Annotated in this window: 24 protein-coding genes; 2 read left to right on the top strand and 22 right to left on the bottom strand. The window is 61.1% G+C overall.

The window, feature by feature from the left end; translation table 11 throughout:
* Positions 1-26: 26 nt before the first annotated feature.
* The 11 genes from M5B44_RS18695 to M5B44_RS18645 all read right to left on the bottom strand — a co-directional run bounded on the left by M5B44_RS18695 (position 27) and on the right by M5B44_RS18645 (position 9,003).
* Positions 27-1,010, bottom strand: a complete 984-nt coding sequence (locus M5B44_RS18695; RefSeq protein ID WP_248740127.1) for a DNA polymerase III subunit delta' — start codon at positions 1,008-1,010, stop codon at positions 27-29.
* The gene (gene tmk, locus M5B44_RS18690; RefSeq protein ID WP_248740126.1) at positions 1,003-1,635 is read right to left on the bottom strand and encodes a dTMP kinase; all 633 of its coding nucleotides are present in this window, start codon (positions 1,633-1,635) and stop codon (positions 1,003-1,005) included. The genes M5B44_RS18695 and tmk overlap by 8 nt, the downstream gene beginning before the upstream one ends.
* Positions 1,636-1,654: 19 nt before the next feature.
* On the bottom strand, positions 1,655-2,836 hold the full coding sequence (mltG, locus tag M5B44_RS18685; RefSeq protein WP_248740125.1) for an endolytic transglycosylase MltG: 1,182 nt from the start codon (positions 2,834-2,836) through the stop codon (positions 1,655-1,657).
* A 3-nt stretch (positions 2,837-2,839) separates the two neighbouring features.
* On the bottom strand, positions 2,840-3,655 hold the full coding sequence (gene pabC, locus M5B44_RS18680; protein WP_248740124.1) for an aminodeoxychorismate lyase: 816 nt from the start codon (positions 3,653-3,655) through the stop codon (positions 2,840-2,842).
* The gene (gene fabF / locus M5B44_RS18675) at positions 3,655-4,899 is read right to left on the bottom strand and encodes a beta-ketoacyl-ACP synthase II (protein WP_007908259.1); all 1,245 of its coding nucleotides are present in this window, start codon (positions 4,897-4,899) and stop codon (positions 3,655-3,657) included. Before fabF ends, pabC begins: the two co-directional genes overlap by 1 nt.
* Positions 4,900-5,007: 108 nt before the next feature.
* On the bottom strand, positions 5,008-5,244 hold the full coding sequence (gene acpP, locus M5B44_RS18670; protein WP_003175607.1) for an acyl carrier protein: 237 nt from the start codon (positions 5,242-5,244) through the stop codon (positions 5,008-5,010).
* Between the two features lie 196 nt (positions 5,245-5,440).
* On the bottom strand, positions 5,441-6,184 hold the full coding sequence (gene fabG / locus M5B44_RS18665; protein WP_248740123.1) for a 3-oxoacyl-ACP reductase FabG: 744 nt from the start codon (positions 6,182-6,184) through the stop codon (positions 5,441-5,443).
* 16 nt (positions 6,185-6,200) lie between these two features.
* The gene (fabD, locus tag M5B44_RS18660; protein WP_248740122.1) at positions 6,201-7,139 is read right to left on the bottom strand and encodes an ACP S-malonyltransferase; all 939 of its coding nucleotides are present in this window, start codon (positions 7,137-7,139) and stop codon (positions 6,201-6,203) included.
* Between the two features lie 125 nt (positions 7,140-7,264).
* Entirely contained in the window at positions 7,265-8,275 is a 1,011-nt protein-coding gene (gene plsX, locus M5B44_RS18655; protein ID WP_074688106.1) for a phosphate acyltransferase PlsX, read from the bottom strand.
* Positions 8,276-8,279: 4 nt separating this feature from the next.
* Positions 8,280-8,462, bottom strand: a complete 183-nt coding sequence (rpmF, locus tag M5B44_RS18650; RefSeq protein WP_003179396.1) for a 50S ribosomal protein L32 — start codon at positions 8,460-8,462, stop codon at positions 8,280-8,282.
* Between the two features lie 13 nt (positions 8,463-8,475).
* Positions 8,476-9,003 (bottom strand): YceD family protein, encoded by a 528-nt coding sequence (locus M5B44_RS18645; protein WP_085710932.1) that lies wholly within the window; start codon positions 9,001-9,003, stop codon positions 8,476-8,478.
* A gap of 106 nt (positions 9,004-9,109) precedes the next feature.
* On the opposite strand from M5B44_RS18645, the gene M5B44_RS18640 reads away from it, so the two are divergent.
* Positions 9,110-9,688 (top strand): Maf family protein, encoded by a 579-nt coding sequence (locus tag M5B44_RS18640; protein WP_248740121.1) that lies wholly within the window; start codon positions 9,110-9,112, stop codon positions 9,686-9,688.
* A 47-nt stretch (positions 9,689-9,735) separates the two neighbouring features.
* Here M5B44_RS18640 and sppA read toward each other — a convergent pair whose 3' ends face one another.
* Genes sppA through rluC form a run of 3 tightly spaced genes read right to left on the bottom strand, consistent with a single transcriptional unit; the run spans position 9,736 to position 12,361 of the window.
* Positions 9,736-10,725 carry a signal peptide peptidase SppA gene (gene sppA / locus M5B44_RS18635; protein ID WP_248740120.1) on the bottom strand — a complete coding sequence of 330 codons (990 nt, stop codon included), beginning with the start codon at positions 10,723-10,725 and terminating at the stop codon, positions 9,736-9,738.
* A gap of 24 nt (positions 10,726-10,749) precedes the next feature.
* The gene (locus M5B44_RS18630; RefSeq protein WP_248740119.1) at positions 10,750-11,412 is read right to left on the bottom strand and encodes an HAD-IA family hydrolase; all 663 of its coding nucleotides are present in this window, start codon (positions 11,410-11,412) and stop codon (positions 10,750-10,752) included.
* Positions 11,399-12,361, bottom strand: a complete 963-nt coding sequence (rluC, locus tag M5B44_RS18625; RefSeq protein WP_011335441.1) for a 23S rRNA pseudouridine(955/2504/2580) synthase RluC — start codon at positions 12,359-12,361, stop codon at positions 11,399-11,401. Before rluC ends, M5B44_RS18630 begins: the two co-directional genes overlap by 14 nt.
* Before the next feature lie 697 nt (positions 12,362-13,058).
* Here rluC and rne point away from each other — a divergent pair.
* Positions 13,059-16,295: a ribonuclease E gene (rne, locus tag M5B44_RS18620; protein ID WP_248740118.1), complete on the top strand. Its 3,237-nt coding sequence runs from the start codon at positions 13,059-13,061 to the stop codon at positions 16,293-16,295.
* Between the two features lie 68 nt (positions 16,296-16,363).
* On the opposite strand, the gene M5B44_RS18615 is transcribed toward rne, so the two are convergent.
* The 8 genes from M5B44_RS18615 to M5B44_RS18580 all read right to left on the bottom strand — a co-directional run bounded on the left by M5B44_RS18615 (position 16,364) and on the right by M5B44_RS18580 (position 23,394).
* A complete protein-coding gene (locus M5B44_RS18615; protein WP_248740117.1) occupies positions 16,364-16,960 on the bottom strand; it encodes a nucleotidyltransferase family protein in 597 nt (198 codons plus the stop codon).
* Complete coding sequence (locus tag M5B44_RS18610) at positions 16,957-17,934, bottom strand: XdhC family protein (protein WP_248740116.1); 978 nt, start codon at positions 17,932-17,934, stop codon at positions 16,957-16,959. The genes M5B44_RS18615 and M5B44_RS18610 overlap by 4 nt, the downstream gene beginning before the upstream one ends.
* Positions 17,934-20,255 carry a xanthine dehydrogenase family protein molybdopterin-binding subunit gene (locus tag M5B44_RS18605; protein WP_248740115.1) on the bottom strand — a complete coding sequence of 774 codons (2,322 nt, stop codon included), beginning with the start codon at positions 20,253-20,255 and terminating at the stop codon, positions 17,934-17,936. The genes M5B44_RS18610 and M5B44_RS18605 overlap by 1 nt, the downstream gene beginning before the upstream one ends.
* Positions 20,252-20,722, bottom strand: coding sequence for a (2Fe-2S)-binding protein (locus tag M5B44_RS18600; protein WP_085710940.1), 471 nt, complete (start codon positions 20,720-20,722; stop codon positions 20,252-20,254). The genes M5B44_RS18605 and M5B44_RS18600 overlap by 4 nt, the downstream gene beginning before the upstream one ends.
* A gap of 245 nt (positions 20,723-20,967) precedes the next feature.
* Positions 20,968-21,987 (bottom strand): UDP-N-acetylmuramate dehydrogenase, encoded by a 1,020-nt coding sequence (gene murB / locus M5B44_RS18595; protein WP_248740114.1) that lies wholly within the window; start codon positions 21,985-21,987, stop codon positions 20,968-20,970.
* On the bottom strand, positions 21,984-22,448 hold the full coding sequence (locus M5B44_RS18590) for a low molecular weight protein-tyrosine-phosphatase (RefSeq protein WP_085710942.1): 465 nt from the start codon (positions 22,446-22,448) through the stop codon (positions 21,984-21,986). Before M5B44_RS18590 ends, murB begins: the two co-directional genes overlap by 4 nt.
* Complete coding sequence (kdsB, locus tag M5B44_RS18585; protein ID WP_074688122.1) at positions 22,448-23,212, bottom strand: 3-deoxy-manno-octulosonate cytidylyltransferase; 765 nt, start codon at positions 23,210-23,212, stop codon at positions 22,448-22,450. The genes M5B44_RS18590 and kdsB overlap by 1 nt, the downstream gene beginning before the upstream one ends.
* The gene (locus tag M5B44_RS18580) at positions 23,209-23,394 is read right to left on the bottom strand and encodes a Trm112 family protein (protein WP_003179363.1); all 186 of its coding nucleotides are present in this window, start codon (positions 23,392-23,394) and stop codon (positions 23,209-23,211) included. The genes kdsB and M5B44_RS18580 overlap by 4 nt, the downstream gene beginning before the upstream one ends.
* Positions 23,395-23,413 lie beyond the last annotated feature (19 nt).

Below are 23,413 nucleotides of genomic sequence, written 5' to 3'. Positions count from 1 at the left end.
GATGTTCAGAGTCTAGGTACACATTCTTATCTTTGGCCAGGCAGACTCGCCCATTGCACCAACAACGCTTCCAGCAGCAATGCCGCATTGAGGTTGGCCTTGCTCAGGACTTTCTGGCGCTGGGCAAGAATCCAGTCCTGGATATCGAGGACTTTGCCCTGGGCGCTTTTCTGCGCCAGGTACTGCACGACCTTGCGCATGTCGGTCAGACCGAGGCCCGCTTCATCCTGGGTCAATTGATAGCGCAGGATCAGGCTCGACCAGTCGCAGAACCAGTCGAACAGGCGCAGCATCGGAATGTTTTTCCACTCCTCGGCCAGTTGCGTCGGCGATTGCTGCTGCTTGAGCAGCTTCTTCACGCCTTCGACCACCTGCGCCCGCTGTTCGCGCACGCCCTGCCCCTGCAACGTGACGGCTGCCAACGGCGAGCCAGCGGCCAGGGTCAACAGTTCGACACGTTCGTCTTCGGAACATTCCGGCAATGCCTGAGCCAGCCATTGCAGGCTCATGGCCTCGCTCGGCAGCGGGCAGGCCTGTTGCACGCAGCGGCTCTTGATGGTCGGCAGCAAACGGCTCGGCTGGTGACTGACCAGCAACAGCACGGTATCGCCCGACGGCTCTTCAAGGCTTTTGAGCAAGGCGTTGGCGGCGTTGATGTTCATCGACTCCACCGGCTCGATCAGCACCACCTTGCGACCGCCCAGTTGCGCGGTCTGCACCACGAAACTGACCAGATCGCGCACCTGGTCGACCTTGATCGCCTTGTCCGCTTCTTCCGGTTCGAGGATGTAATTGTCCGGGTGGCTGCCGGCCTTGAGCAGCAGGCAGGACTTGCACTCGCCGCAGGCTTCAGGCGTCGGACGCTGGCACAGCAGGCTGGCCATCAGCCGCTCGGCCAGCGCACGCTTGCCGATCCCGGCAGGACCGTGCAGCAGATACGCATGAGCGTGCTGAGTGCGTCCGGCCAGTTGCTGCCAGAGACTGTCCTGCCACGGATAGGCCTCAGCCACGGCTCAGCTCCAGCAAGTTCGGAATCAGGGTATCCAGAGATTGTTGAACCTTGGCCAACGGCTGGCCGGCGTCGATCCGCACGTAACGCGCCGGATCAGCTTCGGCACGCTTGAGGAACGCGCTGCGTACCGCCTCGAAAAACGCCCGGCCTTCCAGCTCGAAGCGATCCAGTCGACCGCGAGCGCTGGCACGGGCCAGGCCGATTTCAACCGGCAAATCGAAAATCAGCGTCAGGTCAGGGCGCAGGTCACCCTGAACGAAAGTCTCCAGCGCCGCGATGCGCTCCAGCGACAAGCCACGACCGCCGCCCTGATAGGCGTAAGTCGAATCAGTGAACCGGTCGCACAACACAACAGCGCCACGGGCCAGTGCCGGGCGAATGACTTCAGCCAGATGCTGGGCACGGGCGGCGAACACCAGCAGCAACTCGGTGTCCGGGTTCATCACTTCGTCGACCGGGGCCAGCAACACTTCGCGAATGCGCTCGGCCAGCGGCGTACCGCCGGGTTCGCGGGTCAGCACCACTTCGATACCCACGGCGCGCAGGCGCTCGGCGAGGTATTCGCGGTTGGTGCTTTTGCCGGCGCCTTCCGGGCCTTCCAGGGTAATAAACAAGCCAGTCACAGGCAGTCCTTAATCAAAGTCATTGCGCGTTTTGCGGTGCGGCCGCTTCGGTTTCCGGCGTCGGTGCAGGCTCCTGGGCAGGAACCGGCGGCAACGACTCGGGCGCCGTGTCGGGTGATGCGGCAGGAACGGCTTCGCCAGTTGCCGGAGCAGCTTCCGGCGACGATGCCGGCGCCGGGCTCGAGCGGTAATCCGCGCGCCGCTTGAGCTGGAACTCACGCACCGCACTGTTGTGCGCATCAAGGTCATCGGAGAAAACGTGGCTGCCATCGCCCCGGGCAACAAAGTAGAGGCTGGTGCCTTCCACCGGGTTCAACGCAGCATGAATCGCCTCGCGGCCGACCATCGCAATCGGCGTCGGCGGCAGTCCCGGAATCACATAAGTGTTGTACGGCGTGGCTTCCTTGAGATGCGCGCGGGTCAACTTGCCGTTGTAGCGATCACCCAGGCCATAGATCACGGTCGGGTCAGTCTGCAGTTGCATGCCCAACGCCATGCGGCGCACGAACACGCCGGCAATCTGGCCACGTTCCTGGGGAACCCCGGTTTCCTTCTCAACCAGTGACGCCATGATCAGCGCCTGGTAAGGCTCGGTGTACGGCGCATCGGTGGAACGGTTTTCCCATTCCTTGGCCAGCACTTCGTCGAGGCGGTCGAACGCCTTTTTCAGCAGTTCGGTATCAGAGGCTCCGCGCACGAAACGGTAGGTATCAGGGAAGAATCGACCTTCGGGAAACACGCCCTTGTGGCCGATTTTGCTCATCACATCACTGTCGCTCAGACCGGTCAGGGTCTGTTCGATCTTTTCATCTTTCGCCAGTGCGGCGCGCACCTGGTGGAAGTTCCAGCCCTCGACCAGGGTCAGGCTGTACTGGACCACTTCACCACGCTTCCACAGATCGATCAGGCCCTTGACGGTCATGCCCGGCTGCATGCGGTACTCGCCCGTGTGGATCGGGGTGCCGGACAGATTGAAGCGCCAGTAAATGCGTAGCCAGAATGCATCCTTGATCACGCCATCGGCTTCAAGGCCGAGAATAGTGCGAGTCGGTGTGGATCCCTTGGGCACATCCAGCAGTTCTTCCTGCGTAATGTTCAGGGGCTGTTCCAGTGCCGAATGAATCTTCCAGGCGCTGGCGCCCAGCAGCAGCCCTGCCAGAACCAGTCCGGTTTCCAGCAGCAGCAAAAGTTTACGTCTCACGAATCAGGCATCCAGTAGCGTGCGGGCAATGGTTTGCAGTTTACGGGTGAGCGGCCCAACCGGCCAGCTCAGTGCAGCGTACGCGCGTACCGGCCAGACGCCATACACGCTGTTGCAGACAAAGACTTCGTCAGCCCATTGCAGCTGATCAAGGCTGATATCAGTGATTTGCGTGGGGATACCCGATGATGCTGCCTGAAACAATAGTTCGGCGCGCATCACACCGGCCACACCGCAGCGTTTCAGATCCGCCGTGACCAGCACGCCATCGCGCACCAGAAACAGGTTGCTGAACACCCCTTCGATCACTCGGCCCGCCTGGTCGAGCATCAAACCTTCGGCGTGCTCGCTGTCCTGCCATTCGGCACGGGCGAGAACCTGTTCCAGACGATTGAGGTGCTTGAGGCCTGCCAGCAAGGGCTGGACGGACAAACGCGTCGTACACGGAAACAGGCGGACGCCTTGCTCACCGTGGACGGCAGGATAAGCCGCAGGAGGATTGCCTTGCAGAATGCGTCGGCCCTGCGCGGAAGGATCCGGTGCATAACCGCGCAGACCGTCGCCGCGGGTGAGGATGAGCTTGAGCACGCCCTCGCCCATGGCCGCTGCATAGGCTCGCAGCTCGCTACGGATCAGCTCAATATCGGCCGCGATGGCCAGGCGTGAACAGCCCTCGGCCAGTCGCGCCACGTGACGCTCCAGCAGCAAAGGCTGGCCGCCACGTACGGCGATGGTCTCGAACAGACCGTCGCCGTAAGCCAGGCCGCGATCTTTCAGCGACAGAGCGTCAGCCGGTTGACCGTCGACCCAGCAGTCCATCAGCCGGCAAACCGGCGGAACGCCAACGTGCCGTTGGTGCCGCCAAACCCGAACGAGTTGGACAGTACGACATCAATGTCCATGTTACGCGCGGTGTGTGGCACGAAGTCGAGATCGCAGCCTTCGTCCGGCTCATCAAGGTTGATGGTCGGCGGCGCCACCTGACTGTTGATCGCCAGCACGCTGAAGATCGCCTCGACCGCCCCCGCTGCACCCAACAGGTGACCGGTCATGGACTTGGTGGAGCTGACCGCCAGTTTGTAGGCGTGATCACCGAACACCGACTTGATCGCGTTGGCTTCGGCAAGGTCGCCGGCCGGGGTCGAAGTGCCGTGGGCGTTGATGTATTGCACTTGATCGACGTTGATCTTCGCGTCGCGCAGCGCATTGGTGATGCAACGTGCAGCACCGGCGCCATCGGCGGGTGGCGAGGTCATGTGGAACGCATCGCCACTGGTGCCGAAGCCGATCAGTTCGGCGTAGATGGTCGCACCACGGGCCTTGGCGTGCTCGAGCTCTTCAAGCACCAGCGCACCGGCACCGTCGGACAGTACGAAACCGTCACGGCCCTTGTCCCATGGTCGGCTGGCGCGGGTCGGTTCGTCGTTGCGGGTCGACAGTGCGCGGGAGGCGCCGAAGCCGCCCATGCCCAGACCGCACGCAGCCATTTCGGCACCGCCGGCAATCATCACGTCGGCTTCGTCGTACATGATGTTGCGGGCCGCCATGCCGATGCAATGCGTACCGGTGGTACACGCTGTGGCGATGGCGTAGTTGGGCCCCTGTGCACCCAGGTGGATGGACAGGAAACCGGAAATCATATTGATGATCGAGCCAGGCACAAAGAACGGAGAAATCCGGCGCGGACCGGTCTCGTGCAGGGTGCGGCTGGTTTCTTCGATGTTGGTCAGACCGCCGATACCCGAACCCATGGCCACGCCAATGCGTTCACGGTTGGCATCGGTGACTTCCAGGCCGGCATTGCGTACGGCTTGAAAGCCGGCCGCCAGACCGTACTGAATGAACAGGTCGAGCTTGCGCGCTTCCTTGACCGACAGGTATTCCTCGACATTGAAGCCCTTTACCGAGCCGCCAAAGCGGGTGGAATAGGCAGAAAGGTCGGTGTGTTCGATCAGACCAATGCCACTGCGGCCAGCCAGAATGCCCTGCCAACTGCTCGGCACATCCGTGCCCAGTGGCGACAACATACCCATACCGGTGACTACGACGCGTCTACGCGACACAGCACTCTCCTTTTTCAAATGACGATTTTGCATCAGGCCTAAAGAAAAAACCGCACGCCATGATGGCAGTGCGGTTTTTCCATGACAGCAAGCAACGATTACAAACTATTACGCCTGGTGGCTAGTAACGTAGTCGATTGCAGCTTGTACAGTAGTGATCTTCTCAGCTTCTTCGTCAGGGATTTCGGTCTCGAATTCCTCTTCCAGAGCCATCACCAGCTCAACGGTGTCAAGGGAGTCGGCACCCAGGTCTTCTACGAAGGAAGCGGTGTTTACCACTTCTTCTTCTTTAACACCCAGTTGCTCGGCAACGATTTTCTTGACGCGCTCTTCGATGGTGCTCATACCTTGTTTTCACTCCTAATGGACAAATTCAGGCAGCTGGCCAGTGGGTAAGTGTATAGAAAGACTTTTCAGCTTTTCAACTGAAAGCTTCACTCCTCAAACCCTGCGGCCCTCTGCCTATAAATAGATTGCAGCTTTATAACGGATTTTAGACAGCTCGTATGACATTTTTTTGAAGCAATCCGTCACATTTGAATTACATGTACATCCCGCCGTTAACCGGGATTGTAGCCCCGGTCACGTATGCCGCACCGTCGGATGCAAGAAAAGCGACCACGGACGCGATCTCTTGAGCTTGCCCCAGACGGCCCAGCGGAATCTGCGTCTGCAAGGCTTCACGCTGTGCTTCAGGCAGCTCGCGCGTCATATCGGTGTCGATGAACCCTGGGGTTACCGAGTTGACCGTAATCGAACGCGAACCGACTTCACGCGCCATGGCACGGCTGAAACCTTCCAGACCGGCCTTGGCGGCTGCATAGTTTACTTGGCCAGCGTTGCCCATGGCACCCACCACCGAGCCAATACTGATAATTCGACCCCAACGCGCCTTGGTCATGCCACGCAGAACGCCCTTGGACAGGCGATACAGACTGTTCAAGTTGGTATCGATCACGTCGTACCACTCGTCGTCTTTCATGCGCATCATCAGGTTATCGCGGGTGATGCCGGCATTGTTGACCAGGATCGCGACCGGAGCACCGAATTGCTCCTGGATGTTCGCCAGCACTGCGGTGACCGATTCGTCACTGGTGACGTTCAGCTCGAAACCTGCGCCCTGAATGCCATTCTCTTTCAGGGTCGCAGCAATGCGCTCGGCGCCCGAAGCGGAAGTCGCGGTGCCGACAACGATGGCGCCCTGACGACCCAGTTCCAGTGCGATAGCCTGGCCGATACCACGGCTTGCGCCGGTGACCAGTGCAACTTTACCTTGCAGACTCATGCAAGCTTCTCCTGATTCAGACAATCGCTGCACGAGCGGCAGCGAAAGCGTCTGGGGTATTGAGGTTGGAAGTCGAAACGCCTTCGGCGCAACGTTTGTTCAGACCGGCCAGCACTTTGCCAGGGCCGCATTCGACCAGATTGGTCGCGCCTTTGGCTGCCAGAGTCTGTACGGACTCGACCCAGCGAACCGGCTTGTAGAGCTGCTCCAGCAGATCGCGCTTGAGGGTTTCCAGATCCGCCGGCACCTGAGCGCTGACGTTCTGTACCACAGGGATCTGCGGCGCCTGCCAGTCGATGGCAGCGATGGATTCGGCGAAACGCTCGGCAGCCGGACGCATCAGCTCACAGTGCGACGGCACGCTGACCGGCAGCGGCATCGCACGCTTGGCGCCACGAGCCTTGCAGCCTTCGATGGCGCGCTCAACGGCAGCCTTGGCACCGGCGATCACCACCTGGCCCGGGGAGTTGAAGTTCACCGCGCTGACCACTTCGCCTTGCGCCGCTTCGGCACAGGCTGCCAGCACGTCGGCATCTTCCAGACCGAGGATGGCAGCCATGCCGCCCTGCCCGGCCGGAACGGCTTCCTGCATCAGCTGGCCACGGCGCTCGACGAGTTTTACCGCGTCCGCCAGGCTCAGGCTGCCGGCAGCAACCAGCGCGCTGTATTCACCCAGGCTGTGACCGGCAACAAATGCCGGGCGCGCACCACCTTCAGCCAGCCACAGACGCCACAGGGCGATCGAAGCGGTCAGAATGGCCGGCTGGGTTTTGTCGGTTTGATTGAGCAGCTCTTCCGGACCTTGCTGGGTCAGCGCCCACAGGTCGTAGCCCAGAGCATCGGATGCTTCTTTGAAAGTTTCGAGGATCAGCGGATGTTGCGCGCCCAGCTCGGCCAGCATGCCGAGGGACTGCGAACCCTGTCCTGGAAAGACGAATGCGAGGGAAGCAGACATGTAACAAGCCCCTAATGATCTTGTCGTCGGAAAAATGGCATCCCGCTAGAGGGACGCAAGAAACTGACAGTTGGATGGCCCTTTGAACCGGGCGGTCACATTTAAGCATTGTCCGACGAAAACGCCTAAGACAACAAATCCTCCAGACGGCCGTGCAGGCGTTCGGGAAGATTCTCCTGAATCTCGATCAGTGCTCGCTGAATGGCGCTCTGAAACCCCTGAACTCCAGCCGAACCGTGACTTTTCACGACAATTCCCTGCAAGCCGAGGAAGCTTGCGCCGTTGTGTCGCGCCGGCGCCAGATCAGCCTGCAGACGCTTCATCAATGGCAACGCCAAAGCACCGACAGCACGGGAAGCCAGATTTTTCTTGAACAAGGCCTCGATACGCGCGGCAATCATCGTCGCCAGGCCCTCGCTTGATTTGAGCAGGATATTGCCGACGAAACCGTCGCAAACCACTACATCCGCCTCACCGCGATACAAACCGTCGCCTTCAATGAAACCGATGTAATTGATGCCTCTGGCGGCCTGCAACAAAGTCGCAGCGAGCTTGACCTGCTGATTGCCCTTGATGTCTTCGGTGCCGATATTCAGCAACGCGACACGCGGGCGGGCAATACCCAGAGTTTGCGCGGCCACGGAACCCATCACCGCGAACTGCAACAAGTGCTCGGCACTGCAATCGACATTGGCGCCGAGATCGAGCAACTGGCAGTAGCCCTTCTGCGTAGGAATCGCGGCCACCATGGCCGGACGATCAATCCCCGGCAGGGTCTTGAGCACAAATCGCGACAGCGCCATCAGCGCACCGGTATTGCCGGCACTGACACAGGCCTGAACCTTGCCATCACGCAGCAATTCGAGAGCGACACGCATCGACGAATCCGGCTTGCCACGCAAAGCCTGGGCTGGTTTTTCGTCCATGGTGATGACTTCGGACGCCGGAACAATCGTCAGGCGCGCGCGATCGGCAGCCGACTGGCCGGTGATCAATTCTTCAAGGAGGGAGGGTTGACCGACGAGGGTCAGGTGCAGCGAGGGCGTAGCAGAAAGGCAAGCAAGGCTGGCCTGAACAATGCTGCGGGGACCGAAGTCCCCGCCCATTGCGTCAATCGCGATGACTTGAGCGGACAAGTGATTACTCGTCAGCGCCCTTGTCGATCACTTTACGACCACGGTATACGCCTTCTGGCGATACGTGGTGACGCAGGTGAACTTCACCGGTGGTTTTTTCTACAGACAGGGTGCTAGCCTCGAGAGCGTCGTGCGAACGGCGCATGTCACGGGCAGAGCGGGATTTTTTGTTCTGCTGAACAGCCATAATTGATTAACTCCTAAACGTTTGGGTCACGCTTTAACTGCGCCAATACACTGAACGGGTTGGACCGCGTTACCTCGTCCTCGCTCGGTTCGGGCTCATCTGCTCCCGCCGGCTGCTGGCATTCTTCCGGATGATGAGCAGGCACAATGGGCAAGGCGAGCAGAAGCTCCTCCTCGATCAGTGACTGCAGATCCAAAGGATCTTCGCCCAGTTCCAGCACGTCATAACCTTTCGGTAACGACTGGGTATTCGCACCCTCCTTCACCACGGCGTAACTGCATTCGCTGTGGATCGGCAGGGTGACCAGCTCAAGACAACGCTGACAAACCATTTTGACTTCGGTGTCGATAAAGCTGTGGATCACCACAGATTTACGTTCATCTCGTTCAAAAACTAATTTGGCCTGCACCGTACCGACATCGTCGGAAAGCGGGTCGCAGAGTCTCTTCAAATCGGCCAGCAGCAGTTCACCTTGAAGGGTGGTGCCACGGTCAGCCAATTTGCGCGGGTCAACGTGAGGTGGAATCGGGTCATTCAACATAGGCGCAGCATTATAGGGATGCACCCACCCATGTCAAAGGAAATTGTGCCCTGTCCGTCACTTGCAAGCCTCCGCTAGAATCTGCAGCCTGCCTCTGGAGACGCGAATGCTGCCTTTATTACTCGCTTCAAGCTCGACCTATCGTCGGGAATTGCTCAGCCGCCTGCGCCTGCCGTTCGTCTGCAGCTCGCCGGATATCGATGAAAGCCATCGCCCGGGAGAATCGGCAATCGAACTGGTCAAACGCCTCGCCGAACAGAAAGCCCGGGCACTGGCCGACAACCACCCCATCCATCTGATCATCGGCTCCGATCAGGTTGCCGTACTCGGCGACCGCATCATCGGCAAGCCGCACACCTTCGAAAACGCTCGCGACCAACTGATGGCCGCCAGCGGCGCCAGCGTGACCTTCCTCACCGGCCTGGCCCTGCTCAACAGCCAGACCGGCCACTGCCAGGTCGACTGCGTGCCTTTCACCGTACACATGCGCGTACTGGATCAGGCCCGCGTCGAGCGCTACCTGCACGCCGAGCAACCCTACGACTGCGCCGGCAGCTTCAAGGCGGAAGGGCTGGGCGTAAGCCTGTTCCAGTCCACCGAAGGCCCCGACGCCACCAGCCTGATCGGCCTGCCGCTGATTCGCCTGATCGACATGCTGCTGGCGGAAGGCGTACAGATTCCCTGACCCACAAAAAACCGGCCACGAAGGCCGGTTTTTTATGCATCAAGCGATCAGCGCAGCGACGGACCGTGGAAACCCATCCACATTGCCAACTGCTCGGCCACACTGGCGCCCAATTTTTTCGAGAAGCGGTCGAACGGCGATTCCTGAACGGTAAAGTCCACCAGTTCCTTTTCGCCAATCACGTCACGCGCCACCGAACTGGCATTGCCCAGACCATCGATCAACCCCAGCGGCAGCGCCTGCTCGCCGGACCAGACCAGCCCGGAGAACAGCTCCGGATGCTCCTTGTCCTTCAGGCGATCGCCACGCCCTTGCTTGACGCTGCTGATGAACTGCTTGTGCGTGGTATCCAGCACACTCTGCCAGAACGCGGTTTCTTCCGGCTTCTGCGGCTGGAACGGGTCAAGGAACGACTTGTGCTCGCCAGAGGTGTAAGTGCGACGCTCGACGCCCAGCTTCTCCATGGTGCCGACAAAGCCGTAACCCGCCGCTGTCACACCGATAGAGCCCACAAGACTCGCCTTGTCGGCGTAGATCTGATCCGCAGCGCTGGCAATGTAATAAGCCCCGGACGCACCGAGGTCGGAAATCACCGCATACACCTTGGTATCCGGATGCAGGCCGCGCAGGCGCTTGATCTCGTCATACACATAACCCGACTGCACCGGACTGCCGCCCGGGCTGTTGATGCGCAGGATCACGCCCTTGACCTTCTTGTCCTCGAACGCGGCGCGCAGACTGCCGACGATATTGTCGGCGCTGGCCGGCTCCTTGTCGGCAATCATGCCGGTGATATCGATGAGCGCCGTGTAATTCGAGCTGCGGGTGGCGCTCTTTTCCATGTCCATCAACGGCGTGAACAGGAGCAGCGCGACAAACAGATAAACAAACGTCAGCAGCTTGAAGAAGACCCCCCAACGCCTGGAACGACGCTGCTCTTGCACACTCGCCAGCAGAGTTTTTTCCAGCAGCTTCCAGCTTTTCGCATCACCGTCGTCGGCAGTTGCCTTGGCCGGTGCTTTCCATTCGTCGGTCATGCCATCCACCCCAGCAAAAACGTATTAAGCCCGCTGCGCCAGCCAGGCGTGCAATTCAGAAAACCGGTCAATCGACAGTCGTGGTTCAAACTGCTGCAGCGACTCGATCGATTGCGCGCCATAACTGACCGCCACCGAATCCATCCCCGCGTTACGCGCCATCAACAGATCGAAGGACGAATCGCCGACCATCAGCGCCTGTGCGGCACGCACACCACAATGCGCAAGGATCTGCTCCAGCATCAGAGGGTGCGGTTTGCTGGCAGTTTCATCGGCAGCACGGGTGATATCGAAATAATCTTCCCAGCCATTGGCCTTCAGCACCCGATCCAGCCCGCGACGATTCTTGCCGGTCGCGACCGCCAGGTGATAACCCTGCTCGCGAAAGGACGCCATCGACTCGACTACACCTTCGAACAACGGCGAAGGCACGGCTTCCGCGGCGATGTAGTGATCGGCGTAATACTCGCGGAACAAGGTCATTTCGGCATCGCTGATTTCCGGATACAGCGTGCGGATCGCCTCGGGCAAGCCCAGACCGATGATGCCCTTCACGGCAAAATCATCGCGCAGCTCGAAACCGGAACGCCCGGATGCCGAGTGCATTGCCTCGACAATCCGATGAATGGAATCGGCCAGCGTGCCGTCCCAATCGAAAATCAGCAGTTTGTAATCAGATGGGCGCACTCAATCGCTCCACAGTCTTGGCCCACATTTCATCGACCGGGGCCTGCAACTTGAGTTCACCGCCATCAGGCAGCGGCACGGTCAGCATGTAGGCGTGCAGAAACAGGCGCTTGCCGCCCAGATCACGGATTTCCTTGCTGAAATTGTCATCGCCGTATTTGGTGTCACCCGCAATGCAGTGCCCGGCGTGCAACGTGTGAACACGGATCTGGTGCGTGCGACCGGTGATCGGCTTGGCTTCGATCAGAGTGGCAAAATCGCCGAAGCGACGCAGGACCTTGAACACGGTCACCGACTCCTTGCCCTCCTCCTCGTCGACCTCGACCATGCGCTCACCGGAGCGCAGATTGCTCTTGCCGAGCGCCGCACGGACTTGCTTGATCGAGGTCGCCCAGTTGCCGCGAACCAGTGCCATGTAGCGCTTGTCGACACCGTCACCGCGCAACGCGGCATGCAAGTGACGCAACATGCTGCGCTTCTTGGCGATCATCAGCAGGCCGGAGGTGTCGCGATCGAGACGGTGGACCAGCTCGAGCTCCTTGGCATCGGGGCGCAACTGACGAAAGGCTTCGATAACGCCGTAATTCAGGCCGCTGCCACCGTGAACCGCAATGCCGGCGGGCTTGTTGATCACGATCAGGGCTTTGTCTTCGTAGACAATCGAGGCTTCCAGACGCTGCAACAGGCCCTGGGCCAAAGGCACCGGCTCGTCACGCTCGGGCACGCGAACCGGCGGCACGCGCACGATATCGCCGGCCTGCAGCTTGTATTCGGGCTTGATCCGACCTTTGTTAACTCGCACTTCGCCTTTGCGCAAAATGCGGTAAATCAAGGTCTTGGGCACGCCTTTGAGCCGGGCGAGAAGAAAATTGTCGATTCGTTGGCCGGCATATTCCGGCGAGACCTCAAGCAATTGAACGCCTGGAGTCGAAGGGGCAGTAGTCGTCATGCCGCGGATGATAACAATTTTTATGGATTTGAAGCACTTAATCATTGCTGCTATAGTCGCGAACGCCGCCAAAAGCGGCCTGGACAGCGGAACCACGGTCAAAAACCGGCCCTGACCAACGCAATTCACCAGGACGCGAGGCCGTCCTACGGGGCTTTCGCTACGTAACGGTGGAGTTTGCAGCTGTAACAAGCGCAGGTGACATGAGGCCTGAATCACGCCGCAAAGCAGAGTTCTGACTCGCCACGCGAGCCATATTCACGGCCAGTTCACAAAGTGCAGTCAGCCGCGGATGACCCCGAGCGAAAGCGCCGGAAACACCGCCTGAATTAGCCATGATGCGTGACTTCCCCTTTCGGAGCTCACGGTAAATGCCAACCCGCTGCGGATTCTGCGCGCGGCAGCACCCGAATTATCAGGGATACGTGTAGGGTGGAGATGCACAACCGCTGGACTGTGTAGCAACAGGCTTTATCAAGACGCTTCATCTCGTCCACAGCCACGGTTGATTCCTCCTCCTGACTGAGTGCTTAAGTAGCCACAGCAAGCAGGACGCGTACGTCGCGATAACGGCCCAATTGGCCGGACATCGCTGGACACGGGAATGGCCAACCACTCCCGACGCACCTGACACCGACCGTGAGAAGTCGTGTGTGCCGAACGCCGTTTCCGGCAGCCCGGAAACCGACGGTACTACATGAAAAGAATGCTGATTAACGCAACTCAACCCGAAGAGTTGCGTGTTGCACTGGTAGATGGCCAGCGCCTCTACGACCTGGACATCGAATCCGGTGCACGCGAGCAGAAAAAGGCCAACATCTATAAAGGCCGTATCACTCGCATCGAACCAAGCCTTGAGGCTGCCTTTGTCGATTTCGGCTCCGAGCGCCACGGCTTCCTGCCCCTCAAAGAAATCTCCCGCGAATACTTCAAGAAAGCCCCTGAAGGCCGCGTCAACATCAAGGACGTCCTGAGCGAAGGCCAGGAAGTCATCGTTCAGGTCGAAAAAGAAGAACGTGGCAACAAGGGCGCAGCCCTGACCACCTTCATCAGCCTGGCCGGTCGTTACCTCGTTCTGATGCCGAACAACCCGCGTGCCGGCGGTATCTCCCGTCGCATCGAAGGCGAAGAGCGCAACGAACTGCGTGAAGCCCTGAACGGTCTGGTCGCTCCGGCCGACATGGGTCTGATCGTGCGCACTGCAGGCCTGGGCCGCAGCAGCGAAGAAATGCAGTGGGACCTCGATTACCTGCTGCAACTCTGGACCGCGATCAAGGAAGCCTCGCTGGATCGTTCCGCGCCATTCCTGATCTACCAGGAAAGCAACGTCATCATCCGCGCCATCCGCGACTACCTGCGCCAGGACATCGGCGAAGTGCTGATCGACAGCGTTGAAGCCCAGGACGAAGCCCTGACCTTCATCCGCCAGGTGATGCCGCAGTACGCCAGCAAGATCAAGCTGTACGAAGACAGCGTTCCGCTGTTCAACCGCTTCCAGATCGAAAGCCAGATCGAGACCGCTTTCCAGCGCGTCGTCGAACTGCCTTCCGGCGGCTCCATCGTCATCGATCCGACCGAAGCCCTGGTGTCCATCGACATCAACTCGGCGCGCGCCACCAAAGGCAGTGACATCGAAGAAACCGCCCTGCAGACCAACCTTGAAGCGGCCGAAGAAATCGCCCGTCAGTTGCGCCTGCGCGACATCGGCGGCCTGATCGTCATCGACTTCATCGACATGACCCCTGCCAAGAACCAGCGCGCCGTGGAAGAGAAAGTCCGCGAATGCCTGGAAGCCGACCGCGCCCGTGTACAGATCGGCCGCATCTCGCGCTTCGGCCTGCTGGAAATGTCCCGTCAGCGCCTGCGTCCTTCGCTCGGCGAAAGCAGCGGCATCGTCTGCCCGCGCTGCAGCGGCACCGGCATCATCCGTGACGTCGAATCGCTGTCCCTGGCCATCCTGCGCCTGATCGAAGAAGAAGCCCTGAAAGACCGCACCGCCGAAGTTCGCGCGCAAGTGCCGATCCCGGTGGCCGCGTTCCTGCTCAACGAAAAACGCAACTCGATCACCAAGATCGAACTGCGCACCCGCGCCCGCATCGTCATCCTGCCGAACGATCACCTCGAAACCCCGCATTTCGAAGTTCAGCGTCTGCGTGACGACAGCCCGGAAGCCGCGACCAACCAGTCCAGCTACGAAATCGCTGCCGCTGCCGCCGAAGTCGAAGACGTCCAGCCAGCCGCCGCGACCCGCACCCTGGTTCGCCAGGAAGCCGCGGTCAAGACCGCTCCGGCCCGTGCCAACGCTCCGGTTCCGACCGAAGTCGCCGCTCCGGCCCCGGCACCAACTCCGGTTGCCGCACCAGAGCCAAGCCTGTTCAAAGGCCTGGTGAAGTCGCTGGTCAGCCTGTTCGCCACCAAGGAAGAGCCAGTTGCTCCGGTTGTGGTTGAAAAACCGGCCACCGAGCGTCCGGCCCGTAACGAAGAACGTCGCAACGGTCGTCAGCAGAGCCGCAACCGTAACGGTCGCCGCGATGAAGAACGCAAGCCGCGCGAAGAACGTGCTCCACGTGAAGAACGCGCACCGCGTGAGCCACGTGAAGAGCGTCAGCCTCGTGAAGCCCGCGAACTGCGCGAGCCACGCGAGTCCCGTGACGAAGCACCGGCCGCCCGCGAAGAACGCGCACCACGCGCCCCTCGTGAAGAACGCGCACCACGTGCTCCACGTGAAGATCGCAAGCCGCGTGGCGAGCGTGAAGAACGCGTACGTGAACTGCGTGAACCTCTGGATGCCGCACCAGCCGCTGCTGCCGCTGTTGCTGTAGCCGCCACTGAAGAGCGTCCGGCTCGTCAGCCGCGTGAAGAGCGTGCACCACGTCCACCGCGTGAAGAGCGTCAACCGCGTGCCGAACAAGCCGCTGCTGCCGTGGCTGAAGAAGAAGTGAACACCAGCGAAGAGCAACTGCCGGAAGACGGTTCGGAGAACGCCGAAGGCGATCGTCCACGCCGCCGCTCCCGTGGTCAGCGTCGTCGCAGCAACCGTCGCGAGCGTCAGCGTGATGCCAACGGCAACGTGATCGAAGGTTCGGAAGAATCCGCCGAGAACGCTGAAACCGCCGAGCCGAGCACTGCCGATCTGGCTGCCGGCCTGGCCGTTACTGCCGCTGTTGCCAGCACCGTGATCAGCGCTCCGGCCGAAGCTCAGGCCCACGAGCAAGCTGAACGCGCCACCGCTGCAACGCTGGAAACCGCTCCAGTAGAAGCACCGGTTGTTGAAGCCACCACTCCGGTAGAAGTAGTTGCTGCTCCGGAAGTCGAAGTGGCGCCGGTTCGCGAAGCTCAGCCTCAGGTTGAAGTCGCTGCCGAACCTGCTTTCGTCGCCCAGGCGCCTGTTGCAGTGGCAGAGCCGGTTGTCGAAACCGTCGCTGAAACCGTGACCGAAACCGTGCGTGAAGTTCGTGAAGAACAGACCGCTTTCAACTGGGTCGCCGAGCCGGCCGTCGCTGAAACACCAGCGCCAGTGGTTGAAGCGCCTGTTGTTGAAGAAGCCAAGGCTGCCGAGCCAGTGGTTGTTGCTGAACCGGCACCGGTCGTTGAAGCTCCGGTCGTAGAAGCGCCAGTTGTAGCCGAAGCACCAGCCCCTGTGGTTGAAGCGGCTCCAGTCAGCGCCCTGACGCCAAGCGGCCGTGCGCCGAACGACCCGCGTGAAGTGCGTCGTCGCAAGCGTGAAGAAGAGCGTCTGCAGAAGGAAGCCGAACTGGCTGCCGCTGCCGCCGCCGCTCCAGCCGTTGCCGAAGTGGTCGAGGCAGCCCCTGCTCCGGTCGCTGAAGAAGCTGCCGTAGAAGTGATTGCCGAAGCACCGCGCTCCGTACAGGAAGCGGTCGAGCACCACGAACAGGCCCAGGAAAAAGAACACGAGCCTAAACCTCTCGTCTGATTCCGAGCGCCAATGAAAAGCCCCGCCTGGTGATCCAGGCGGGGCTTTTTTATGCCTCGCGGTTTGTATCAGGTCTGTGCAAAAACCAGCGCGTGAGGCACATCGATATCCCACAGCACGCCAGGATCATCCACGGCAACCTCGACCACCCGCCCCTGCTTGAACAAAGGTCTGGCCCCGCGATCACCGGACAATGCCATCAGTCCGTGCCCAAACGAGCGACCAAATCCGACCGGATGCCCAAACTCGCCACCCTGCACCGGAACACTGACTGCATCGTCGGCAATCGCCGCCACTACCTGCTCAATGCTCGATGGCAGGATAAACGGCATATCACCCAGCACAATCAGCCAACCATCGGCATCCGGGCAAGCCGCCACACCCGCCGCGATGCTGTCGCCCATCCCCGTAGACTCGATCGAAACAATGTCGCATCCATAAGCCTGCGCCATCCGCATCGCCTGTGGCCGTGCTTCGGTCGTCACCAGTACTCGCTGGTCGAGACTCGCCGGCAGATTCACCAGTGTCTGCTCAATCACCGAACGCACCGCTCCGTCGCGCCCGGTGCAATCGGCCAGCAGCTTGTCCTTGTCGGCACCCGCCACTTCGCGAAAGCGGCTGCCCTCGCCTGCCGCCAGCACAATCACTCCGATGGATCGACTCATGCGCGCTCTGCCTTCTTCTGCTTCAACTCGACACCATTCTTGATCGCGACGATTTCCGCCAGCAACGACAACGCGATTTCCGCCGGGGAATGACTGCCGATCGGCAGACCGATCGGCCCGTGCAATCGAGCGATGGCCGCTTGCGACAAGCCTAGCTCAGCCAGGTATTCCCGGCGTTTGAGGCTGTTGACGCGCGAGCCCAGGGCGCCGACGTAAAACGCCCTGGAATCCAGCGCCGTCAGCAGCGCCATGTCGTCCAGACGCGGATCGTGCGTCAGGGCAACGATGGCGGTGCGCTCGTCGGTCTGAATGCTCAGCACCGCCTCATCCGGCATGCCGGGAACAAAGCGGCCATGCTGCTCTTCCCAGTCATACACGAACTCGGTGCGGGGATCGCAGATCAGCACTTCGAAATCCAGCAATCGCGCCATCTCGGCCACATAACGCGACAACTGACCGGCACCGATCAGCAGCAGGCGCCAACGCGGGCCGTAGATGGTACGCAAGGTCTTGCCGTCAAAAACCAATGCATCCGTTTTGCTGGCCGGCGAAAGAATCACTTCACCGCTTTCGAGGTTCAGTTCGCGAGCAACGATTTCATGAGCCTCACAACGCGCCAGCAATTCAGCGACCCACGCCGGATCGCCGACTCGCTCTTCTGTGAGGCGCAAAGTGCCGCCGCACGGCAGGCCGAACCGCGCCGCCTCCTCCCGGGTCACGCCATAGGTAATCAACTGCACCGGCGGCCCGTCGGCGGGAATCCGCCCGTCATGCAAGCGGGCGATCAGATCGTCTTCGACACAGCCGCCGGACACCGAACCGATCACCACGCCATCCTCACGCAACGCCAGCATCGCGCCGGGGGCCCGGGGCGCAGTGCCCCAGGTCTGCACGACAGTGAACAACACCACCCGCTGCCCGGCGCGGCGCCATTCCAGGACGCTACGCAGGACATTGAGATCGGCGCTGTCCATCACGCTTGCGCCTTTTGCCAGCCCTGCAACTGATAACGCACCGGCAGGCTGCGGATGCGCTGGCCGGTCGCGGCAAAGATCGCATTGCACAACGCCGGCGCAATCGGCGGCACGCCCGGCTCACCGACACCGCCCAACGGCACCTCGCCCGGCGGCGTCACCAGATGCACCGCGACTTCCTTCGGCGCCAGCGACATGCGCGCCACTTCATACATATGGAAGTTGTCCTGCTGCACCTTGCCGTCCTTGAAGCTGATCTCGCCCCAGACGGCATTGCCCAGGCCCATCACACAGGCGCCTTCGAACTGCGAACGGATCCGCTCCGGGTTGATCTGCGGCCCGCAATCCACGGCGATGTCGGCCTTGTGCACGATCAGCGTGCCGTCGTCCTTGACCTCAACTTCAATCACCGCCGCCACATAAGTCACGAAGCTGTAATGCACTGCCAGGCCGAGACCACGGCCCTTGGGCAATTTCCGCCCCCAACCGGCGGCCTTGGCCGCGGTTTCCAGCACGGTGCGCATGCGCCCGGTGTCGATCGGATAACGCTCGGGGGATTCGCCGTAGTTCCATTCTTCACTGAGCGTGCGCGGGTCGATCTGCCGATCCGGGCCGAGCAGCTTGATCTGGTACTTGAGCGGATCTTCCTTGGCCTTGTGTGCCAGTTCATCGACAAAACTCTGGATCGCGAAGCCATGAGGAATGTTCGACACCGAGCGGTACCAGCCGACCCGCGTATGGACCGTGGCTTCAGGGTTTTCCAGGCGCACGTTGGGAATCGCGTAAGCCATGTTGGTGAAGCCCATGCCCAGCTCGAACGCGGCTTCGTGATTCATGCCCGGCGCAAACAGCGCGGTGATGCTCGGCGCCACCGTGCGGTGCAGCCAGGCAGAAGGCAAACCGTCCTTGCCCACGCCGGCCTTGAGGTATTCGGCGGACACGGTGTGGAAATACGAGTTGTGGATGTCGTCTTCACGCGTCCACTGAATCCGCACAGCCTTGCCGGGAAATTCCTTGGCCAGAATGGCAGCTTCGACAACGAAATCCGGCTTGGACTTGCGACCGAAACCACCACCGAGCAGTGTCACGTTGAAGGTCACGTTATCGAACGGCAGACCGAGGCGCTCAGCGATCCGATCACGGGTGACCTGCGGCGCCTGGCTCGGCGCCCAGGCTTCGCACACGCCCTCTTTATAGCGAGCGATGGCCACCATCGGCTCCATCGGTGCCTGTGCCAGATGCGGCAAATAGTAGGAAGCTTCCAGGGTGCTGGCAGCGCTGCCGATGGCCTTTTCGATGTCGCCGGTGTTGCGCACCACTTTGCCCGGTTTCAGCGAAGCGGCTTCCAGCTCCTTGCGGTAGGCGATCGAGTCGTAACTGGCGTTCGGACCGTCGTCCCACTCGATCTTCAGCGCTTCACGGCCCTTCAATGCCGCCCAGGTATTGCTGGCCACCACGGCCACGCCGCCCAATGGCTGGAACTCCGAAGGCAACGGCCGCGGTTCGATCTGAATGACTTTCAGCACGCCCGGCACTTTCAGCGCGGCGCTGTCGTCCACTGACTTGACCTTGCCGCCGTACACCGCAGGTCGGGCAATCACGGCGTACAGCATGCCGTCGAAATGCACGTCGGCCCCGTACACGGCGCGACCATTGACGATGTCATCGCCGTCGATGGCCTTCGTCCCTTCCTTGCCGATGTAGCGGAATTCCGACGGCTGCTTGAGCCGCAGGCTTTCACGAGCCGGAACCGGCAACGCACTGGCGGCAGCAGCCAGCTCGCCATAACCCAGCTCGCGCCCGGACGGTGTGTGAATGACTTTGTGCAGTTGCGCGCGGCATTCGCCGACCGGCACCTTCCACTGCGCGGCAGCAGCCTGCTCCAGCATGGTCCGGGCAGCGGCACCGCAACGACGCATCGGCTCGTACCAGTGACGCATGCTGCGCGAGCCGTCGGTGTCCTGGTTGCCGAAACGCACTTCATCGCCCGGTGCCTGTTGCACTTTGACGTGGGCCCAATCGGCTTCCAGCTCATCGGCGACCACCATGGTCAGGCTGGTGCGCACGCCCTGGCCCATTTCCGAGCGGTTGCAGACCACGGTCACCGTGCCGTCGACAGCAATGCTGACGTAGACCTTCGGATCATCGATCCAGCCGTTGGGCATGCCATCGGCGCCGAACTTCTTCGGTTTGTCTTCAGCCAATGCATCCTGCCAGCCCCAGCTCGCGGCCAGCACCAGCGCCCCGGTGGCACCAACACCCTTGAGGAAACCCCGGCGACTCAGATTGCTCAGGGCGAAATCGTTCGGTAGACGGCTCATGCCTTGGCCTCCTTCAAGTGGGTGGAGGCCTGGCGGATGGCGGTCTTGATCCGGTTGTAGGTGCCGCAACGGCAGATGTTGCCAACCATCGCCTCTTCGATCTGCTCGTCGCTCGGGTTCGGGTTGGTCTTGAGCAACGCGGTGGCGGACATGATCTGCCCCCCCTGACAGAAACCGCACTGGGCCACGGCAGTGTCGAGCCAGGCTTGCTGGACGATCTGGCCAATCGGATCGGCATGCAGGTTGTCGATGGTCGTCACATTCTGCCCGGCCACCGAACCGATCGGCGTGATGCAGCTACGCACCGGCAATCCGTCGATATGAATGGTGCAGGCGCCGCACAGGCCCATGCCGCAGCCGAACTTGGTACCGTTGTAACCGGCGACGTCGCGGATCGCCCACAACAGAGGCATGTCCTCGGTGACATCGAGTGGATGGTCTTGGCCATTGAGTTTCAGGGTAATCATGGGCACGCCCGCATATTCATGGAGGTTATGGGGTCGAGCAATCTGCCGCCGGAAATCAGCGGTGGGTTCACGCAGATCGACTCAGGCTAATGAGGCTCTCTTGTGCCGACGAAAACGTCTGCACCGGGCCTTTGGTGGAGCAAAGGGGTTTATCGTTAGCTGGCTAAGTTAACCCGGGATTAACAAAAAAGCCCTGCACTTTTTAAATAGTGCAGGGCTTTGGATTGCGCCTTGAAAGCGTAGCCTCAATAACGGTTGGGCTCCATTTCCAGCTCGACATTGAAACGTTCTGCAATGTCTTTCTGGATACGTTGCGCCAGATCGAGCAGTTGCAGCCCGGTCGCCGCGCCGTAATTGACCAGCACCAGCGCCTGCAATTTATGCACGCCGGCATCGGCCTCACGGAAACCTTTCCAGCCTGCCCGTTCGATCAACCAGCCCGCCGCCAGCTTCATCTGCCCGTCCGGTTGCGCGTAGGCCACCAGATCCGGGTGCTGCGCCTTGATCTGCGCAACTACCGCCGCCGACACCAGCGGATTCTTGAAGAAACTGCCGGCATTGCCCAGCACCGCCGGGTCCGGCAGCTTCTCGCTGCGGATGCTGCAAATGGCGCGGCTGACATCTGTCGGCGTCGGCTGCTCGATGCCCTGCTCGCTCAGGCGCTGACGCACCGGGCCGTATTCCAGGTGCAGATGGGCGACCCGATTCAATGCAAAGCGCACCCGCAGGATCAACCAGCGACCCGGATGCTGTTTAAACACGCTGTCACGGTAGGCGAAGTTGCACTCTTCCAGACTGAAGTCGCGCAGCTCGCCGGTCTGACGATCCAGTGCCGTCAGGCCGGCGAACACGTCCTTGATCTCGACACCGTAGGCACCGATGTTCTGCATCGGCGCGGCGCCGACGGTGCCGGGGATCAGGCTGAGGTTTTCCAGCCCGGAAAAACCCAGCGCCAGCGTGTGCTGGACAAATGGATGCCACGGCTCACCCGCCTCGGCCTCGATCACCACGCGATTACCATCGTCGCTGATGACGCGGATACCACGGCTGGCCATGCGCAGCACCAGTGCCGGGATGTCCGCTGTCAGCAGCAGATTGCTGCCGCCACCGATGACCAGCAACGGCACATCGTGGGCGGCCGCATAAGCCAGGGCTTCGCGCACATCGGCGTCGTTGTGGGCTTCAGCAAACAATTGAGCGCGAACGTCCACGCCAAAGGTGTTGAACGGTTTCAGGGAAACCTGAGGGTGTACCAGCAAACTCATAACCGGCCCTTCACTTCGATCAGCAACCGGTCGCAGGCGCGCTCGATCAGATCCAGCACCTGCTCGAAACCCTGATCGCCGTCGTAATACGGATCCGGCACTTCATCGACTTCGCCTTCATAACGACGCAGGAACAGGTCCAGCTCGGCCTTGCCAGTGGACGGTTGCAACGCCTTGAGGTTGCGCAGGTTGCTGTTGTCCATGGCGAGAATCAGGTCGTAGCTGGCGAAATCGGCGCGGCTGACCTGCTGGGCGCGTTGCGCCGACAGGTCATAACCACGCAGTTTGGCCGCGGCCTGACTGCGTTTGTCCGGCGGATTGCCGACGTGCCAGTCGCCGGTGCCGGCGGAGGCCACTTCGACCTGAGCGTCCAGACCGGCCTCACGCAGCTTGGCGCGCATCACGCCCTCGGCGGTGGGCGAACGGCAGATGTTGCCCAGGCACACGAACAGAACGCGCATCAGGCCTCCAGCAGGCGACGGACGCGCTCGAGGTCTTCGGCGGTGTCGACTCCGGTTGGCGGCGCGATCAATGCGTCAGCCACGTGAATCCGCACGCCATGCCACAGGGCACGCAGCTGCTCGAGGGATTCGGTGTTTTCCAGCCAGCACGGGCCCCAGTTCACGAAGTCCTGAAGGAAACCGGCGCGGTAGGCATAGATGCCGATGTGGCGGCGATACGGCACGCCTTCCGGCAGCACGTCGCGGCTCTTGGCGAACGCGTCGCGGGCCCACGGCAACGTCGCGCGGCTGAAGGTCAGCGCCAGACCGTTGAGATCGCTGACGACCTTGACCACGTTCGGGTTGAACAGGGTTTCCACGTCCTCGATCGGCTCGGCCAGGGTGGCCATGCGCGCTTCGGTGTGGGCCGCCAGATTGGCGGCGACCTGATCGATCACGCTTGGCGGGATCAGCGGTTCGTCACCCTGGACGTTGACCACGATGGCATCCGGCTCCAGGCCCAGCTTCGCAGCCACTTCGGCCAGGCGGTCGGTGCCGGAGTTGTGATCTTCACGGGTCAGCACCACTTCGGCGCCGAATGCCTTGCAGGCCTCGACGATACGCGCATCGTCGGTAGCCACGACCACACGGCTGGCGCTGCTTTTGCTCGCCTGTTCCCAGACGTGCTGGATCATCGGCTTGCCGGCGATATCCAGCAGCGGTTTACCCGGCAGACGGGTCGAGGCGTAGCGCGACGGGATGACAACGGTGAAGGCTGTGGTCATTTATCCAGACGCTCGTCGGTGGTCAGGGTGCGGGCTTCGCTTTCCAGCATCACCGGGATGCCGTCACGGATCGGGTACGCCAGGCCGGCGCCCTTGCTGATCAGTTCGGTCTTGTCGGCGCTGAGCTTGAGCGGGCCTTTGCAGACCGGGCAGGCGAGGATGTCGAGCAATTTGGTGTCCATGAACATTCCCTGGATAAAA

Origin of the sequence: Pseudomonas sp. MWU12-2029 (assembly GCF_023242425.1) — a bacterium.
GTDB lineage: Bacteria > Pseudomonadota > Gammaproteobacteria > Pseudomonadales > Pseudomonadaceae > Aquipseudomonas > Aquipseudomonas kribbensis.
This window is presented reverse-complemented; position numbering and strand designations above follow the sequence as displayed.

What these genes read in the sequence shown, in the direction of transcription:
- pabC (WP_248740124.1), bottom strand. Translation starts at nt 3,655, where the DNA reads ATGGACTGCTGGGTCGACGGTCAACCGGCTGACGCTCTGTCGCTGAAA.
- acpP (WP_003175607.1), bottom strand. Translation starts at nt 5,244, where the DNA reads ATGAGCACCATCGAAGAGCGCGTCAAGAAAATCGTTGCCGAGCAACTG.
- fabG (WP_248740123.1), bottom strand. Translation starts at nt 6,184, where the DNA reads ATGAGTCTGCAAGGTAAAGTTGCACTGGTCACCGGCGCAAGCCGTGGT.
- fabD (WP_248740122.1), bottom strand. Translation starts at nt 7,139, where the DNA reads ATGTCTGCTTCCCTCGCATTCGTCTTTCCAGGACAGGGTTCGCAGTCC.
- rpmF (WP_003179396.1), bottom strand. Translation starts at nt 8,462, where the DNA reads ATGGCTGTTCAGCAGAACAAAAAATCCCGCTCTGCCCGTGACATGCGC.
- M5B44_RS18645 (WP_085710932.1), bottom strand. Translation starts at nt 9,003, where the DNA reads ATGTTGAATGACCCGATTCCACCTCACGTTGACCCGCGCAAATTGGCT.
- M5B44_RS18640 (WP_248740121.1), top strand. Translation starts at nt 9,110, where the DNA reads ATGCTGCCTTTATTACTCGCTTCAAGCTCGACCTATCGTCGGGAATTG.
- sppA (WP_248740120.1), bottom strand. Translation starts at nt 10,725, where the DNA reads ATGACCGACGAATGGAAAGCACCGGCCAAGGCAACTGCCGACGACGGT.
- rluC (WP_011335441.1), bottom strand. Translation starts at nt 12,361, where the DNA reads ATGACGACTACTGCCCCTTCGACTCCAGGCGTTCAATTGCTTGAGGTC.
- rne (WP_248740118.1), top strand. Translation starts at nt 13,059, where the DNA reads ATGAAAAGAATGCTGATTAACGCAACTCAACCCGAAGAGTTGCGTGTT.
- M5B44_RS18615 (WP_248740117.1), bottom strand. Translation starts at nt 16,960, where the DNA reads ATGAGTCGATCCATCGGAGTGATTGTGCTGGCGGCAGGCGAGGGCAGC.
- M5B44_RS18610 (WP_248740116.1), bottom strand. Translation starts at nt 17,934, where the DNA reads ATGGACAGCGCCGATCTCAATGTCCTGCGTAGCGTCCTGGAATGGCGC.
- M5B44_RS18605 (WP_248740115.1), bottom strand. Translation starts at nt 20,255, where the DNA reads ATGAGCCGTCTACCGAACGATTTCGCCCTGAGCAATCTGAGTCGCCGG.
- M5B44_RS18600 (WP_085710940.1), bottom strand. Translation starts at nt 20,722, where the DNA reads ATGATTACCCTGAAACTCAATGGCCAAGACCATCCACTCGATGTCACC.
- murB (WP_248740114.1), bottom strand. Translation starts at nt 21,987, where the DNA reads ATGAGTTTGCTGGTACACCCTCAGGTTTCCCTGAAACCGTTCAACACC.
- M5B44_RS18590 (WP_085710942.1), bottom strand. Translation starts at nt 22,448, where the DNA reads ATGCGCGTTCTGTTCGTGTGCCTGGGCAACATCTGCCGTTCGCCCACC.
- kdsB (WP_074688122.1), bottom strand. Translation starts at nt 23,212, where the DNA reads ATGACCACAGCCTTCACCGTTGTCATCCCGTCGCGCTACGCCTCGACC.
- M5B44_RS18580 (WP_003179363.1), bottom strand. Translation starts at nt 23,394, where the DNA reads ATGGACACCAAATTGCTCGACATCCTCGCCTGCCCGGTCTGCAAAGGC.